At 61.4% G+C, this 14,337-nt stretch carries 12 protein-coding genes and 1 tRNA gene; 7 read left to right on the top strand and 6 right to left on the bottom strand.

The genetic code is table 11. From position 1 onward, the window contains the following. The first annotated feature begins 5 nt into the window (after positions 1 to 5). The 6 genes from ACFQ6H_RS22720 to ACFQ6H_RS22745 all read left to right on the top strand — a co-directional run bounded on the left by ACFQ6H_RS22720 (position 6) and on the right by ACFQ6H_RS22745 (position 8,633). Complete coding sequence (locus ACFQ6H_RS22720) at positions 6 to 632, top strand: class I SAM-dependent methyltransferase (protein ID WP_378648748.1); 627 nt, start codon at positions 6 to 8, stop codon at positions 630 to 632. A gap of 102 nt (positions 633 to 734) precedes the next feature. Next, positions 735 to 805: transfer RNA gene (locus ACFQ6H_RS22725), tRNA-Cys, on the top strand. Between the two features lie 160 nt (positions 806 to 965). Continuing rightward, positions 966 to 2,558, top strand: a complete 1,593-nt coding sequence (locus tag ACFQ6H_RS22730; protein WP_378533506.1) for an ABC transporter substrate-binding protein — start codon at positions 966 to 968, stop codon at positions 2,556 to 2,558. 10 nt (positions 2,559 to 2,568) lie between these two features. Beyond that, complete coding sequence (locus ACFQ6H_RS22735) at positions 2,569 to 4,923, top strand: molybdopterin-dependent oxidoreductase (RefSeq protein ID WP_378648750.1); 2,355 nt, start codon at positions 2,569 to 2,571, stop codon at positions 4,921 to 4,923. After that, positions 4,910 to 6,307, top strand: a complete 1,398-nt coding sequence (locus ACFQ6H_RS22740; protein ID WP_378630773.1) for a PLP-dependent cysteine synthase family protein — start codon at positions 4,910 to 4,912, stop codon at positions 6,305 to 6,307. The genes ACFQ6H_RS22735 and ACFQ6H_RS22740 overlap by 14 nt, the downstream gene beginning before the upstream one ends. A gap of 877 nt (positions 6,308 to 7,184) precedes the next feature. Beyond that, positions 7,185 to 8,633 carry an MFS transporter gene (locus ACFQ6H_RS22745; RefSeq protein WP_378648752.1) on the top strand — a complete coding sequence of 483 codons (1,449 nt, stop codon included), beginning with the start codon at positions 7,185 to 7,187 and terminating at the stop codon, positions 8,631 to 8,633. On the opposite strand, the gene ACFQ6H_RS22750 is transcribed toward ACFQ6H_RS22745, so the two are convergent. From ACFQ6H_RS22750 to ACFQ6H_RS22770, 5 genes are all read right to left on the bottom strand, one after another. Continuing rightward, on the bottom strand, positions 8,582 to 9,427 hold the full coding sequence (locus ACFQ6H_RS22750; RefSeq protein ID WP_378648754.1) for a siderophore-interacting protein: 846 nt from the start codon (positions 9,425 to 9,427) through the stop codon (positions 8,582 to 8,584). The two genes, ACFQ6H_RS22745 and ACFQ6H_RS22750, sit on opposite strands and share 52 nt — an antisense overlap. After that, complete coding sequence (entS, locus tag ACFQ6H_RS22755) at positions 9,424 to 10,725, bottom strand: enterobactin transporter EntS (protein WP_378648756.1); 1,302 nt, start codon at positions 10,723 to 10,725, stop codon at positions 9,424 to 9,426. The genes ACFQ6H_RS22750 and entS overlap by 4 nt, the downstream gene beginning before the upstream one ends. Continuing rightward, positions 10,722 to 11,780: a Fe2+-enterobactin ABC transporter substrate-binding protein gene (locus tag ACFQ6H_RS22760; RefSeq protein ID WP_378648758.1), complete on the bottom strand. Its 1,059-nt coding sequence runs from the start codon at positions 11,778 to 11,780 to the stop codon at positions 10,722 to 10,724. Before ACFQ6H_RS22760 ends, entS begins: the two co-directional genes overlap by 4 nt. A gap of 163 nt (positions 11,781 to 11,943) precedes the next feature. Then, a complete protein-coding gene (locus ACFQ6H_RS22765) occupies positions 11,944 to 12,396 on the bottom strand; it encodes a flavodoxin family protein (RefSeq protein WP_378545597.1) in 453 nt (150 codons plus the stop codon). Positions 12,397 to 12,406: 10 nt separating this feature from the next. After that, positions 12,407 to 12,529, bottom strand: a complete 123-nt coding sequence (locus ACFQ6H_RS22770; protein ID WP_378545600.1) for a hypothetical protein — start codon at positions 12,527 to 12,529, stop codon at positions 12,407 to 12,409. Between the two features lie 85 nt (positions 12,530 to 12,614). On the opposite strand from ACFQ6H_RS22770, the gene ACFQ6H_RS22775 reads away from it, so the two are divergent. After that, entirely contained in the window at positions 12,615 to 13,772 is a 1,158-nt protein-coding gene (locus ACFQ6H_RS22775; protein ID WP_378648760.1) for an isochorismate synthase MenF, read from the top strand. A 7-nt stretch (positions 13,773 to 13,779) separates the two neighbouring features. Here the strand turns inward: ACFQ6H_RS22775 and ACFQ6H_RS22780 are convergent, their stop codons facing one another. Beyond that, positions 13,780 to 14,214, bottom strand: a complete 435-nt coding sequence (locus ACFQ6H_RS22780; RefSeq protein ID WP_378648762.1) for a DUF1801 domain-containing protein — start codon at positions 14,212 to 14,214, stop codon at positions 13,780 to 13,782. Positions 14,215 to 14,337 lie beyond the last annotated feature (123 nt).

A 14,337-nucleotide genomic window follows, 5' to 3' on the forward strand; every position in this document is an offset into this window, starting at 1 on the left:
GGAAGATGACTGCACAGGCCCCGAACGAGCGCACCCCCAGCCAGTGGGAAGAGATCACTGCAGCCGACTCGACGCATTCCACACGATATGTCGAGCGTTTCCGTTCCATGAGAGCGGACGGCAAGGACATTGTCGGGGAAGCACGTTTGATCGACGCGATGCTCGGACGCGGTGGTCGGGTTCTCGATGCAGGGTGCGGGCCTGGCCGACTCGGCGGTTACCTGCACGACGTCGGTCACGCGGTTGTCGGCGTCGATGTCGACCCGGTTCTCATCGCTGCCGCGGAGGAGGACCATCCCGGCCCGACGTGGCTTGTCGGCGATCTCGCCGAACTCGATCTTCCGGCCCGCGGTGTCGAGGCAGATTTCGACGTCATCGTGTCGGCAGGCAACGTGATGGCATTTCTCGCCCCGTCCACCAGGCAAGCAGTACTGGCCGGATTCGCTCGTCATCTCGCTCCGAGCGGCCGAGTGGTCATCGGGTTCGGCGCCGGGCGCGGATACGAGTTCCCCGAGTTCCTTGCCGACGCGACCGCGAGTGGCCTCGAGACTGATCTGCTGCTCTCCACGTGGGATCTGCGCCCCTTCAAGGACAATTCCGAATTCCTCGTCGCGGTGTTCTCGCTCTCCTAGCCCGGCAATAGCCTTCCGCCCTGCAACCCGTCACACTGCGATCAACTCACCCTGATCGCAATCATGGCGATTGTTGTTCACTACGAACACAATTGGATCAATGCGGGTGTGGCCGAGCGGCAAGGCAGCGGTCTGCAAAACCGTCCACGCAGGTTCGACTCCTGCCATCCGCTCTAACTGCAATCCAACACCGACACCGAACCTTAAGGCTGGATCCTGCTTCGAACGAGAGTTTGAATCAGCGTTCGTAGAAGTCGACGTAATCCGAAAGATTACAAGTACTTTGACAATCGTTGAACGACAACTAGTTACGAAGACAGAACAGGAATACCCATGAAACGAGGATTATCGGTCCTCGCGATCGTAGCCATCACTGCCGCCATCGCAAGTTGCAGTTCCACCCCCGATGCTGTCGGGGTCGTCGGCGAGCCACAGACCGGGGGCCATCTCACGGTCGGCATCATCGCACCATGTGGGTTGGACAAGGCACAGACGTCCGGTTGCAATTTCACAAACGTCGAAATCGTCGACAATCTGACCGAGCAACTCCCGGACACCGGCGAAGTAGTGCCATGGTTGGCAAAGTCCTGGGATGTCTCCGAAGACGGGACCTCGTACGTCTTCCATCTCTTGGATGGTGTGACATTCAGCAACGGTGAAACGTTGGATGCAGAAGCCGTGAAGCTGAACTTCGACAATATCGTCGAACTCGGCAAGCAAGGCCGGGCTTTCCAGTCGTCTGCCTACCTGCTGGGATATCAGGGATCGACCGTCATCGACCCACGTACGGTCCAGGTGACATTCAACCAACCCAAAGCTGGTTTTCTGCAAGCCCTTTCAGAGAAGCCCCTGGGCATCATCGCCCCTGAGACGATCACCACGAAAACACCCGAGGAGCGGCTCGCCCAGGGAGTCATCGGCAGCGGCCCCTTCGTGATCAGCAATGTCGTCCAGGACCAGAAGATCGAGGTGAAGCGGCGCGACGATTACCAGTGGTCCTCGCCGAAGAACGCTCACCAGGGACCTGCGTATCTCGACGGAATCACTTTCCAAATCCTGCCCGAGAACGCGGTACGCACCGGCGCCCTTCTCAGCGACCAGATTCAGGTTGCCACCACCGTCCCGGCGAATGACTCCGAGAACATCTCGGCGCAAGGTTTCGACATCGCTTCGCGCTCGTCCGCGGGGGTGGTCTACACCTACTACGCCAACGTGAAAGACCCTGTGCTCCGCGACGAATCTGTCCGCCGCGCGATCCAATCCGGGCTCGACCGAAACGAGATCCACGACACGATCTTCGACCGGTATCAAAAGGTCCCAACCAGCATCTTGTCGTCGACTCATCCGAACTTCACGGACTTGAGCGCCGATCTTGCCTACGATCCGGACCGAGCGAGGGAGATCCTCGACAGAGCTGGATGGAAGCCAGGATCCGACGGCATACGGGAGAAGGACGGCCAGAAACTTTCCGTCAGTATCCAATTCAGCGCTTCGAGTGACAAGCCACTTCACGAACTTGCACAGCAGGAACTGAAGAAGATCGGAGTCGAGCTTCGTATCGACCAGGTAACCGCCGCCGAAATAATCACCAACCGCAATTCCGGTAACTGGCAACTGCAGTACGGAAATCTCACGAGACCCGACCCCGACGTGCTGGTGTCATCCTTCGGCCCCGGATTCAGTCTGTACTTCACCGAGGATTACGACCCCGAACTGCAAAGTTTGCTGACCGCCCAGAGCACCGAACTCGATCCGAGCCAGCGCAACGAACAAACCGCTGAAATACAGCGGATCATCGTCGAGAAGGGGTACGCGTTCCCCGCCACCGAAGGCAGCCAGACCCAAGCCGCCGGACCGAAGGTGCACGGGCTCGCCTTCCAAGCACCGTGGTGGCCGTCCTACGTGGATGCATGGATCGAGAAGTAGTGAAGTCGAAATGACGCAGATCGATTCTCGCGCAGTCACCGAATTTCCCACCGCCGGACACTTCGGTACATATCTTGCACGGTCCGATGGCAACCAGATCTTCGGACTTCGCCCCAACCCCATCGACGGCGATCCGTCTTCGATCGGGTTGGGGGTGCCGTCCACACTCGACGCGCCGTCGCGCCTGACAAGACCGCTGGTTCGTCGGAGCTATCTCCGACACGGGCCTGGAGATACACGCCGCGGTTTCGCCGCGCGTGGCGACGACCCGTATGTACCAGTCAGCTGGGATACTGCTACCGGACTGGTGGCCAACGAAATTGCAAGGGTACGTACCGAACACGGAAACGCGGCGATCTTCGGCGGCTCCTACGGATGGGGATCTGCCGGACGATTCCACCACCCGCAGTCGCAGATCCATCGCTTTCTCAATCTCGCCGGCGGATACACCGCGTCAGTCGAGTCGTACTCGTCCGCCGCGATGCAGGTCATTCTCCGTCGAGTCGCCGGAGGCTACGCAGGGGTCCTCGCATCGAATCCAACATGGGAAGAAGTGGCGCAGCATCGCAGTCTCGTTGTCGCCTTCGGAGGAATGGCCGCACACAACAGTTCCGTGAACGGCGGCGGGATAGGTGTCCATCGCAATCTCGGAGACCAGTTGACCGCCCGCCGCGCGGGAGCAGAATTCGTATTGATTTCTCCCGCCTCGGGCGACGCGCATCCAGGGCTCGAGGCAGACTGGCTTCCCGTCATCCCCGGCAGCGACGTCGCAGTCATGATGGCGCTGGCGTACGAGCTGGTTGTCTCCGGCCACCATGACCGGGAATTCCTCGATGCTCACACCGTGGGATGGCCTCAGTTCGAGGCATACTTGCTGGGGCACAGCGACGGAATACCCAAGACCCCGAAGTGGGCGGGAAGAATCTCAGGTATCGCGCCGACTACCATCGCCGAGCTGGGACGGAAGATCGTCGGCCGGAGAACGGTTTTCACCACCTCGTATTCGTTGCAACGAGCGGATCACGGCGAGCAAGCGCCCTGGATGGCGCTGACGCTGGCCGCACTGACAGGAAATCTCGGGCTTCCCGGGGGCGGTTTCGGATGTGCGTTGGGCGCATTGCACCAGGTCGGCGTACCACAGAACGGATTCAAGCCCGCATCCTTCGATCAGGGGGTTCGGCCGATCGACTCGTTTATCCCCGTGGCTCGCATCACCGACATGCTCGAAAACCCCGGCGGCACATTCGACTACGACGGCGGTCGGTACACATTTCCCGACACGAGACTGATCTACTGGGCCGGCGGTAATCCGTTTCACCACCACCAGGATCTCAACCGCCTCGTTCGTGCGTGGCAGACACCGGAGACGATCGTCGTCCACGAGCACTTCGCCAATTCGCTTGCACGACACGCTGATATTGTCCTGCCTGCAGCGACCTGGCTCGAACGTAACGATTTTGCCGCCGGCGCCGATGACCATATATCCGCGATCGTGAAGGCTGCCGAACCACCACCCGACGTGCGCACCGATTACGAGATCTTCAGCGCAATAGCCAGTCGACTCGGGTTCGGAGGAGAGTTCACCGAAAACCGCACCGCCGACGAATGGGTGCAAGAGCTGTATCGCAGGACTCGGGAGCGCGCAGCAGAGTCGGGCTTCCCAATCCCCGACTGGGACGAATTACGCCGTCGCGGAGTCATTCCCGCGCCGCCGATTCCCACGCCGCCGGGGCCACTGCGACTCCTGCGGGAGAATCCCGAGGCAAACCCGCTCGCGACGCCGTCCGGCATGGTCGAGATCTTTTCCGAGACGATCGATTCCTTCGGATACGATGATTGCCTCGGACACCCGGCGTGGTTCGAACCTCGTGAGTGGCTGGGATCAACGGCGCAACGTAACTACCCGTTCCATCTTCTGTCCGGACAACCGGAGAGACGCCTGCACTCGCAGTTCGACAACGGATCCCATTCACGCGCAGGAAAGATCCGTGAGCGAGAACCAATCCAGATCAATACAACGGACGCGCTCGAACGCGGTATCGCCGACGGCGACATTGTTCGCGTGTACAACGAGCGAGGTCAGGTTCTCGCGGGCGCGCGGTTGACGAAATCACTTCGCCGGTCTGTCGTTCGACTGTCGACCGGGGCATGGTACGACCCGATCGCCCCCGGAGGCCTCGACGTCCACGGGAATCCAAACGTTCTGACAGCCGATCGAGGGACGTCCCGGCTCGCGCAAGGACCCAGTGCTCACAGCGCACTCGTTCAAATCGAAAAGTACAACGAACCCCTACCTCCGATTCGGGCTTTCGAATCGATGTGGGAGATCGAGGACGGATCAGAAATCACCGATGGTCACCACTGACAACTGGAAGTCCGCCGCACAAGGAGTCGGCGTGTACGACTCAGTCGCAGACGCAATCGGAAACACTCCCCTAGTCAAACTCAACAGCGTGACCGACGGTGCAGCCGCGACGGTCTACGTGAAGCTCGAATATCTCAACCCGGGTGGGAGCGTGAAGGATCGCGCAGCGCTGGCGATGATCCGTGCGGCTGAAGCCGCAGGCGACCTACGCCCCGGTGGAACGGTGGTCGAAGGAACGTCAGGAAACACCGGCGTCGGCTTGGCAATGATCGCGGCCTCGCGTGGATACCGGACCGTTGTCGTGGTTCCCGACAAGACAAGCTCGGAGAAGATTGCTCTTCTCCGAGCGCACGGAGCAGAAGTGCGGGTGACACCGGGTGGTCGCCCTTCGCATCATCCCGAATTCGTCCGCAACATCGCTGCTCGCCTCGCTCAGGAGATTCCGGGCGGCTGGCTGGCCGGTCAGTACGACAACCCCGCCAACCCTGCTGCTCACCGCACATCCACAGGCCCGGAGATCTGGAACCAGACCTCCGGCCGGATAAGTCATTTCGTCGCGGGGATCGGCACAGGTGGAACCGTGACCGGAGCAGGCGGATATTTGAAGGAAGTGTCCGGTGGGACGGTCACCGTTATCGGAGCCGACCCGCAGCACTCCGTCTACGGTGGCGGCGACGGACGCGCCTGGCACGTGGAGGCGGTCGGCCACTTCTTGCATCCGGACACGGAGAAGGATGATTGGCCGGACTCTTACCACACCGACATCGTCGATCAGATCGAACAGATCACCGACCTCGAGGCTATCGTCACGCTTCATCGGCTGGCTCGTGAGGAGGGGCTGCTGCTGGGAGGTTCGAGCGGTATAGCGGTGGCGGCCGGGCTGAGAGCAGCGCGAATCCTCGGCGCAGAGGACGTCGTCGTCGTTATTGCACCGGATTCCGGAAGGGCTTACTTGTCGAAGTATTTCGATGACGACTGGCTCGGTCCACTTGGATTTCCCCTGTACCGCAGTGCTCCCGGCCCGGTCGTCCGCGACACACTGCAGAACCGCTACGACCTCTTTCGATACGTCCCGGCATCCGCGTCGGTCGCAGTGGCACGAGAGCTGATCGGCAATGGCGAATTGTTGCCCGTAGCGTTACAACGATCTGTCCGCGGGTCCGTTCCGGTGACCGAGATCCTGGGAATCGTAACCGTCGATGGGCTACGCGAGGCGGGCGATGCTGAACTGGCAGTCTCGCATCTCGCGCCGTCCCTACCGACGGTGGGTCTGACGGAGCCAACTTTTGCAGCTGCGCTGCGGCTCACCGGTCATATCGGGTACGTCGTTGTCGCCGATGCGGGTGCCGCCGTCGGGCTGGCCCATATCAGCGATATCAGCTGACGCACCTCACATAGCTTCCGCTCGAGCGGAACCATTGTCGTTGAAACCTCGCACCACCAAGATGCTTGCATGCCCCCGGAGCACCATGGTTCCGTTCGTGTCGCAGAACGTCCCGGTCGATGCACGAACTGCACACATCCCGCCCCTTCGCTGGAGCGCGGATGGATCGAGCGCTGCCTCAGGCTCGCACCGCAGCCCGCTCGGTGCGCAGAAATACTGGTAATGGACCACTACACCGGAGCGATGGAATTCTGCCGGTGCCGACATCCGTTCCACGGATCCTGATCGCGGCCGAATCGTCGACGTCCGCTGTCGAGCCGAGTCCCTCGGCGCCCCGGCTCGACAGCGGATCTCACACCTGAATCAGCTCAGCGAGCTCAGCAGCGGCTCGAGAAGCTTGTAGAGCTCGAAGATGCCGATGATCGTCGAAATGGAACCCATGGTGATCCTCCGTAATTCGTGAACTTTCCGTGACGTCGCGTCACAGGCAGAAAGCTAACAAACCCGGCATTCAAACGGGGACCTTGGATGTGTCCGGCAGATGAACTCCCTGCTCGCAGAATCATTTTGGTGACCAGCGTCATGCTTGTCGAGAAATAGGCCCGATCGTCACATCACCTGACACTGGCCGACGGCGACGGCGAACTTCGCCCGTCGTGGTCTCGCGATACCTGGCGCCACTTCCGCCCCATTCGACTCTTGCTTTGTGCGCTGACTCCGACTACATTTCTCCACAATAACGATACGCGTAACGAAATAACAAGACGCTCTACTGCACTGCCCGATACAACCAGTGCCACAACCCTTCCGGACTCTTGGTGGGGTGGCGCTTCGTCGCGTCCAGAAGCTCCTCACTCCCCGATCGAAAGAGAGCCCGATGACCACTGAGAGCAACTCCGGAAATCGGCAGCGACCGGTAGCAACAATTGCCAGCCTGACATTGCTGATCGCTGCGGTCGCCGCTCTCGAAAGCATCATCGTCCCCGCACTCCCCCTGGTACAGAGGGACTTCGGGGTGAGTGCCGACGTCGGGGCGTTGGCATCCGTCGCTCTGACGTTGAGCACCGTTCTCGTCACGCCGATGGCCGGCCGAATAGCCGACGTGTACGGCGCCCGTCCCACGTTGCTCGCGATCACGACCATCGTCGTCCTCGGCGGCACCGTGTCCGCTCTCGCAACGATCTTCCCGCTGTTCGTCCTCGGCCAGTTTCTCCAGGGATTCGGGCTCGGGTTGTTGCCCGTGAGCTTCGTGGTCCTGCGACGCACTTTGTCCTCGGAACAGCTGAAGACTGCCACCGGATTGCTCGGTGCCGTCGTCGTCGCGGGCGGCGCTCTGGGAGTCGTGCTGGCGGGACCGGTGGCCGAAAACATCTCCCGCACGGCGATGTACGCAGTGCCGACCGCCTTCGTCCTCCTCGGCGCTCTTGCTTTTGCCGTGAGCACACCACGGGATCACAACTCGAATATCGGCGGCCGTCTCGATTGGCCGGGAGCGGGTGGATTGGCGCTGGGGCTGCTGACGCTGACAGCATGGCTGGCGAGCGCGTCGAGCAACGGGTGGGGCGCACCGACGTCGATGCTGCTTGTTCTCGCTGCCGCTGCGGTGTTCTCGATCTGGGCCAGGTATCAGAGCCGGACACACGAGCCGATGGTCGACCTGACGATGATGCGGCATCGTTCGATGTGGAGCGCTGTGGTCGTCGGCGTGGTTTTCGGATTTACCTACGGCGCAGTCGTCTATCTACTTCCGCAACAACTCGCCGTACCGGCGGAGAGCGGATTCGGCCGCGGCGCGTCGACCAGTGCCATCGGATTCCTGCTGTGCATCGGCTACGGTGCAGCGGTGATCGCCTCGGTGATCTCCGGAAAGCTGGCACAACGTGTGGGTACGAAAGCCGTTGCAGTAGCGGGAGTTGCCTTCCTCGGCCTCAGCGGCGCGGTCGGCGTCTTTGCCACGACAATGTGGCAGATCGTTGTCGTCCTGATCCTGGCGGGTACCGGCGTCGCCGCCGCGTCGACAGCAGTGTTCGTCATCTCCGCCGACAGCGCAGCGGCAGACCGAGTGGGTGTCACCACGGCGATCATCACTATCGCCAGATCGTTGGGTTCCGCCGTCGGAACCCAGATCGCCGCCGGGATCATCGCGGGCGCGACTTCATCCGGCGGCCTTCCCCAGCACTCGGCATTCGCCACAGCTTTCGGAGTAGCGGCAATCGTTGCGATTGTCGGACTCGTTGTCGCGGTGACGATGCCGAAACCGGCGTCAACCGATGTTCAGTGGTCGTCGTCGTCCTCGTCGAAGTCCGCGACTCCGCGCTTCCAGTAGCCCGTGATCAGGTGGTCGCCCGAACTCAATCCGAGTTCGTCGCGCACGAATCTGCGAATCGGCTTGAGACTGGTGGCCTCACCGGAGATCCAGGCGTAGACGCGCTCGCCCTCGGGGACGGTGACCGTCCGCACTGCCTCCTCGAGCAGATCCGAGTGACCGGCTGGGACGTCGCCGCGGTGCAGCCATCGCACCTCGACGCCTTCCGGAACGGTGAGTTCGATTTCCTGCGAAGGGTCGGTGATCTCGACGAACACCCACCCAGCTGCAGCAGCGGGCATCATCTCGAGCCAACGAGCAATGGCAGGAAGGGCGGTGATGTCGCCGGCGAGCAGGTAGCGGTCGTACGTCCACGGAACCACGACGCCGCCGGGCGGCCCGGCCACGTGCACCCGAGTGCCGATCGTTGCGGCCTGAGCCCAGTCAGAGGCGTACCCCCCTTCGTGGAGCGCGAAGTCGAGGTCCAACTCTCCTGCTTCGGCGTCGTAGCGACGGACGGTGTACTCACGCGAAATTGGCAGCGGACGAGGCCATTTCAGGCTGAATCCGTCTCGTTCGGGCAGTCGCAAAGTGCCGTCGGCATCCGGGTAGACGAGGCGGACATGCTCGTCGGGAGCGTGCGATTCGAAGCCCGCCAACTCGGGTCCACCCAAGGTCAGACGCAACAGTCCTGTCCCGACCATTTCGCTGCGAACAACTTCGAGTTCGCGAATACCGATGGGGTACGGCACTTTTGCGCCGGTGGTTCCCGCCAGAACTTCGGCGATGGTCGCGAGGTGGTCTCCTCGGTTCATGAACTACCTTCCTTTTCCGGCGGAGCATTCCCCACCGGCACAGTGTTTTCGGAGTGATCGACTTCGTTGATCTCCGAAGTTACCCGGCGCACCGAACCCAATGCTGCCAGGAGCAGCAGGCCCAATGTCAGACCGGCGAGACCCAAGGCCAGCAGCGCAGCGCCAGGCTCGAGCCACTGCCCGAGGAACCCGGCTGCCATCGAACCGATCGCCGTACCCGTGACGGCTTGCACCATCCACAGACTGGACACGCGTCCGCGCAATTCGTCCGGCGTGTTCTGTTGAAGGACTGCAAATCTCAGAATGTCGTTGAGTGCGCGGCCAAGGCCGAAGCCGGCCAGGCCCAGGAACGATACGATCGCTGCTCCCGACGCACCCAGTACCACCAGGCCGAGAGGCATCAGCGCAACAGAGATCAACATGGCGGCGCCGTTGTGGTGGACCCGTCCCGTCCAACCACTGGTAAGTGAACCGATCACAGCGCCGACAGCCGGTGCGCCGTAGAGCAGACCGAGCATGGTGGGTCCGCCGCCGAGAACCTGGTCGACGAATGCCGGCAGCAGCACCATCGGTCCGCTGACGAACATGACCAACAGTCCGCTGATCAGGATGCCGCGAATGACTGTGTGCGTGCCGGCGAATTTCACGCCGGTCACGAGAGCGCGTATCGGGCTTTCGTGACTCGTGCCCGGCGCAGGGGAAGGGCCGATGGCTTGGAACAACGTGACAGTTGCTGCGGTGGCCACCGCGGCAACAAAGTATGTCGCGGGGATGCCGCCGGAGGCGATGATCACGCCGGCGATTGCCGGCGAGATCATCGTCCCGATGTCGGTGGTCAGCGCTACCAAAGCGCCGGCCGCAGCCATCTTGTTGCGCGGCAACAACATCGGCATCAAAGCCATCAAGGCCGAGCTGCTGACACCGCCGGCCAAGCCGTCGACAGCGGCCGCGACGTAGATGACCCACATCGACGGGTGCGGCATAAGCGCATTGCACCCGAGAATGACAAAGCCGAGACCCGCAGCACTGCGGGCCAACTGGATTGTGCGTCGCCGGTCGTAACGATCAGCGAGCACGCCGCCGATCAGGCTGCCGAAGAACATGGCGATGGCCATCGCCGTGGACACTCCGGCAACCTGCAAAGTCGACCCGGTGAGCTGGTACGTCTGCGCGGGGACGGCTACGACGAGCAGTCCGATCCCGAGCAGCGAGATCAATCGTGCGCAAAAGGCGTACCTGAAGGGACGGCTGGTGCGCAAGGGTGAAACATCGATCACCAGCCCACCGAATCGAGTCATGCGAAGGTCTGGCCGATCAGGTCGAGGGTAGCCATTGCGCCGTCGTAGTCAGGACGGTAGCTGCTGGCGGGGAGCTCGAACGTCGTGCCTGCCTTGAACGACGGCAACTGCGAGTAGAGCGGATCGGTGGCAAGCTCGGCCATCGGGCGACCGGACACCGGAATGACAAAGGCGACAGGCGCATCGGCGACCTGCGAGAGCAGTTCCGGGCTGACCTCGAACGAGTCACCCGAGCCGAAGAGCTGCGGGTTGCCGGCCTTGGCCATGACGTCGTCGGCCTTGAAACCGAGCTCGGCGAGCATCGCGGGCAGCGCGGCCGTCGGCGGCACGAGGTACGGCTTGTTGCTCGAGACCGAGAGGAAGTAGACGACGTTGCCCTCGGGAACCTTGATCTTGCCCTTGACCTCTTTGACCTTGTCCTCGTACGCGCTCATCAGTGCCGGAACCTGGTCGGAACGGCCAGCGGCGTCGGCGACGATCTCGAGCTGCTTGTCCCACGCGGCGACCGTCTTGGGGACCAGGACGGTGGGTGCGATAGCAGTGAGCTGATCGTAGAGTTCCTCGGACTGAACAGAGGTGATTCCCTGGCCACCGCCGATGATCAGGTCGGGTTCAGCTGCCGCGACGGCTTCGATGTTGAGCTGCTCGCCGGCAGGCAATTCCTTGGTGCCCTGCGCCTTTGCGGCATCCGACCATGCCGGCGGGAATCCGCCCTCGAAGTTGGTGACACCGAGGACGCGAGTATCGGTGGCCACTACCGGTGCGTCCAGGGCGTACAAGTATCCGGCGAGTCCGCCGCTCAGAACCACGATGCGCTCCGCCGACGCGGGCACGGTGACCGAACCCTTCGCGGTTTCGATCACGCGGGTCGTGGGCTCTGCAGCCTTGGTCGGTTCGTCGTTCGAATCGCTACTGCAACCGATCATCGCCACGAGAGCGACAATCAGCAACCCTGCGATGGCCACGAATCGTCGCAAACTCCGTATCGCCAACGGTGGCGTGGAGGTTGTCCTACTTTCTCCTGCACTCTTCTTTCGCACTGAGCCGTCTCCCATGTGGATTCTTCAGTTTGTGACGTGACCCGGCACACGAATACCGGGGCGTTCCACTAGAGGCTGCTGGGAGCAGCACTCACCGAATATGGGTAGCCTAAACTAAGAAGCTCGACGACCGGAAATTTCTCTTTCGAAATCCACCGGCGAAGAATCGCATAATCGATCAGATAGTCATGACAGCAGCGACCGTTGCCCCCAATTCATAGCATCGCTCTCGGACCGATCTGTCAACACTGCCAGCACTTTCGAGAATGTCGGCTACGCGATTCAAACCGAGTCCTTTCACGATCTTGTCCACGGAAGCGACCGCACCAGCGGTGTCGTTATTGCCGTGAACCCACAACCCGTACGGCCTGCCGTCTACCGCACCGAGGCATTGGTAGTAGGTGGTGTCGAAAAAATACTTCAAGGCGCCGGACATGTATCCGAAGTTCGCCGATGTTCCGAAGATATAACCGTCTGCACCCAATACGTCGGGCACCGTTGCAGCCAATGCCGGAATCACCTTGACTTCGACACCCTCGATATCAGGATCGTGGGCACCGGCCACAACAGCATCGAGAAGTTCATGTGTTCCAGGCGAGGGTGAGTGGTGAACCACCAAGAGCGTCTTCACCAGTCCGACACTACGGCGATTCGACGCGAACGTGCCGCAAAACCGCACCGTAGGTAGCGACGACCGTTGCCGTGAAGTAGCGGACAAATTCGAGTACACGAACGCGTCCGCCACCCACAATTTCTGTCCCCATCGACAGAAATCGTGGCGACGTAAATCGCGCAAACTTAGGCTAGCCTCAATATAGCAGATGTTCCGATCGAACTGGAAGGGTGTCCATGTCAGCACTCGCCGAAGTATCCGAATTCCCGTTGCGCAACAACCGGACTGACGATGAATCGGACTCCGTTTTCCTGCTCTCACGTAGGCAAACGTCGATCCGCACTTCGGGAGTAGTCGAAGAATTCAACTCGGCCTTCGACGCGGCTGAAGCCCTCAAAACGGGGCGTATCGACTCGGTCGTCGGCGCCCTTCCTTTTTCTTCGGAGACGCCGTCCGCCCTCACTGCGCCACTGAGTTTCACGCGAGTCAGGGGTGATCTCCATCACTCGAACATTCAGGCCCTCCCCACTGCGCGAGTTGCCGGATTCGAACCGAGCCCGCAGATCCACACCGACAGGGTCCGCGTAGCCATCGAACATCTTCGAGCAGGCGAACTCGACAAAGTTGTCCTCGCACGCTCCCTGACACTCGAGGCCGAGTCCACGATCTTCCCCGTCGCTCTGGCCGAGACACTGATTGCACTCGATCACGCGCACAACGGTTTCTGCGTCGACCTGTCCCCCGCCGGAGGAAAGTACCGCGGGCGTTCGCTGGTCGGTTCGACGCCCGAGGTTCTGATCGAAAGGCGAGGCGGCGTCGTCACCTGCCACCCTTTGGCGGGCTCGATTGCGCGCCACCCGAATTCGGATCAGGACGAGGCGAATGCCGAGCAACTCCGCGCGTCGACCAAAGATCTCGCCGAACACGCGTTTGTGGTCGACTCCATCAGCGCGATACTCGGACCACTGTGCACGTCCTTCAATGCACCCAGCGCACCGGAAATCCTTCGGACACCGCAACTGTGGCACCTCGGGACCAAGATCGAAGGAGTCCTGATCGACCCGAGCCTGACCTCGCTCGAACTCGCAATGGCGCTGCATCCGACTCCGGCTGTCTGCGGCACACCGACGGTCGCCGCACGCGAGTACATCACCGCAACCGAAGCCGATCGTGGGTTCTATGCCGGTGCCGTGGGGTGGTGCGACCGGACTGGAGACGGCGAGTGGATGGTAGCTATTCGTTGCGCCGAGGTCGCAGCAGACGGCCTCTCGGCGCGGGCCTACGCCGGCGGCGGCATCGTCGCTTCTTCCGATCCTGAAACCGAACTGCGAGAGACCAGTACAAAATTCCGCACGCTACTCAGCGCGTTCGACCTCGCTGAATATCAACTCTGACAAGAAGTCACTTTTTCGAGGTGTTCAGGGCAATCGCGGCGTGAACGAGTGCCTTGAACGCCTTTTCGTTGACGGATTCGCCCTCGTGAAAGTCGATCGCCCGCCTCGTATTGCCCTCGAGGCTGGAGTTGAAGAGACCTGAGGAGTCCTCGAGTGATGCGCCTTTGGCAAAAGTCACCTTGACTGCACTCTTGTACGTCTCACCGGTACAGATCATTCCGGCGTGGTACCACACCGGAACTCCTCGCCACTTCCATTCCTCCACTACATCCGGATCCGTCTCTTTGATCAGAGTGCGTATCCGCGAGAGCGTCTCGCCCCGCCAATCTCCGAGTTCCTCGATTCGCTTGTCGATCAACTGAGACGGGGAGTCTGCTCCTTGCTTTTCGGGATCACTCTGCTTCTCGGGATCACTGTGCTTTTCGGGATCACTCTTCGCCATCGCTTCGTCACTTCCTGCTCGTTGTCGCCGATCGCCGGTGAGTCGAGTATCCCCTCCGGCACCCACATTCATTCGGCGAACCACTGACGCATCACGACGTCGAGGCGTAGTCCATTTCTTGCT

This window comes from Rhodococcus sp. NPDC056506, assembly GCF_042794945.1.
Taxonomy (GTDB): Bacteria; Actinomycetota; Actinomycetes; order Mycobacteriales; family Mycobacteriaceae; genus Rhodococcus_F.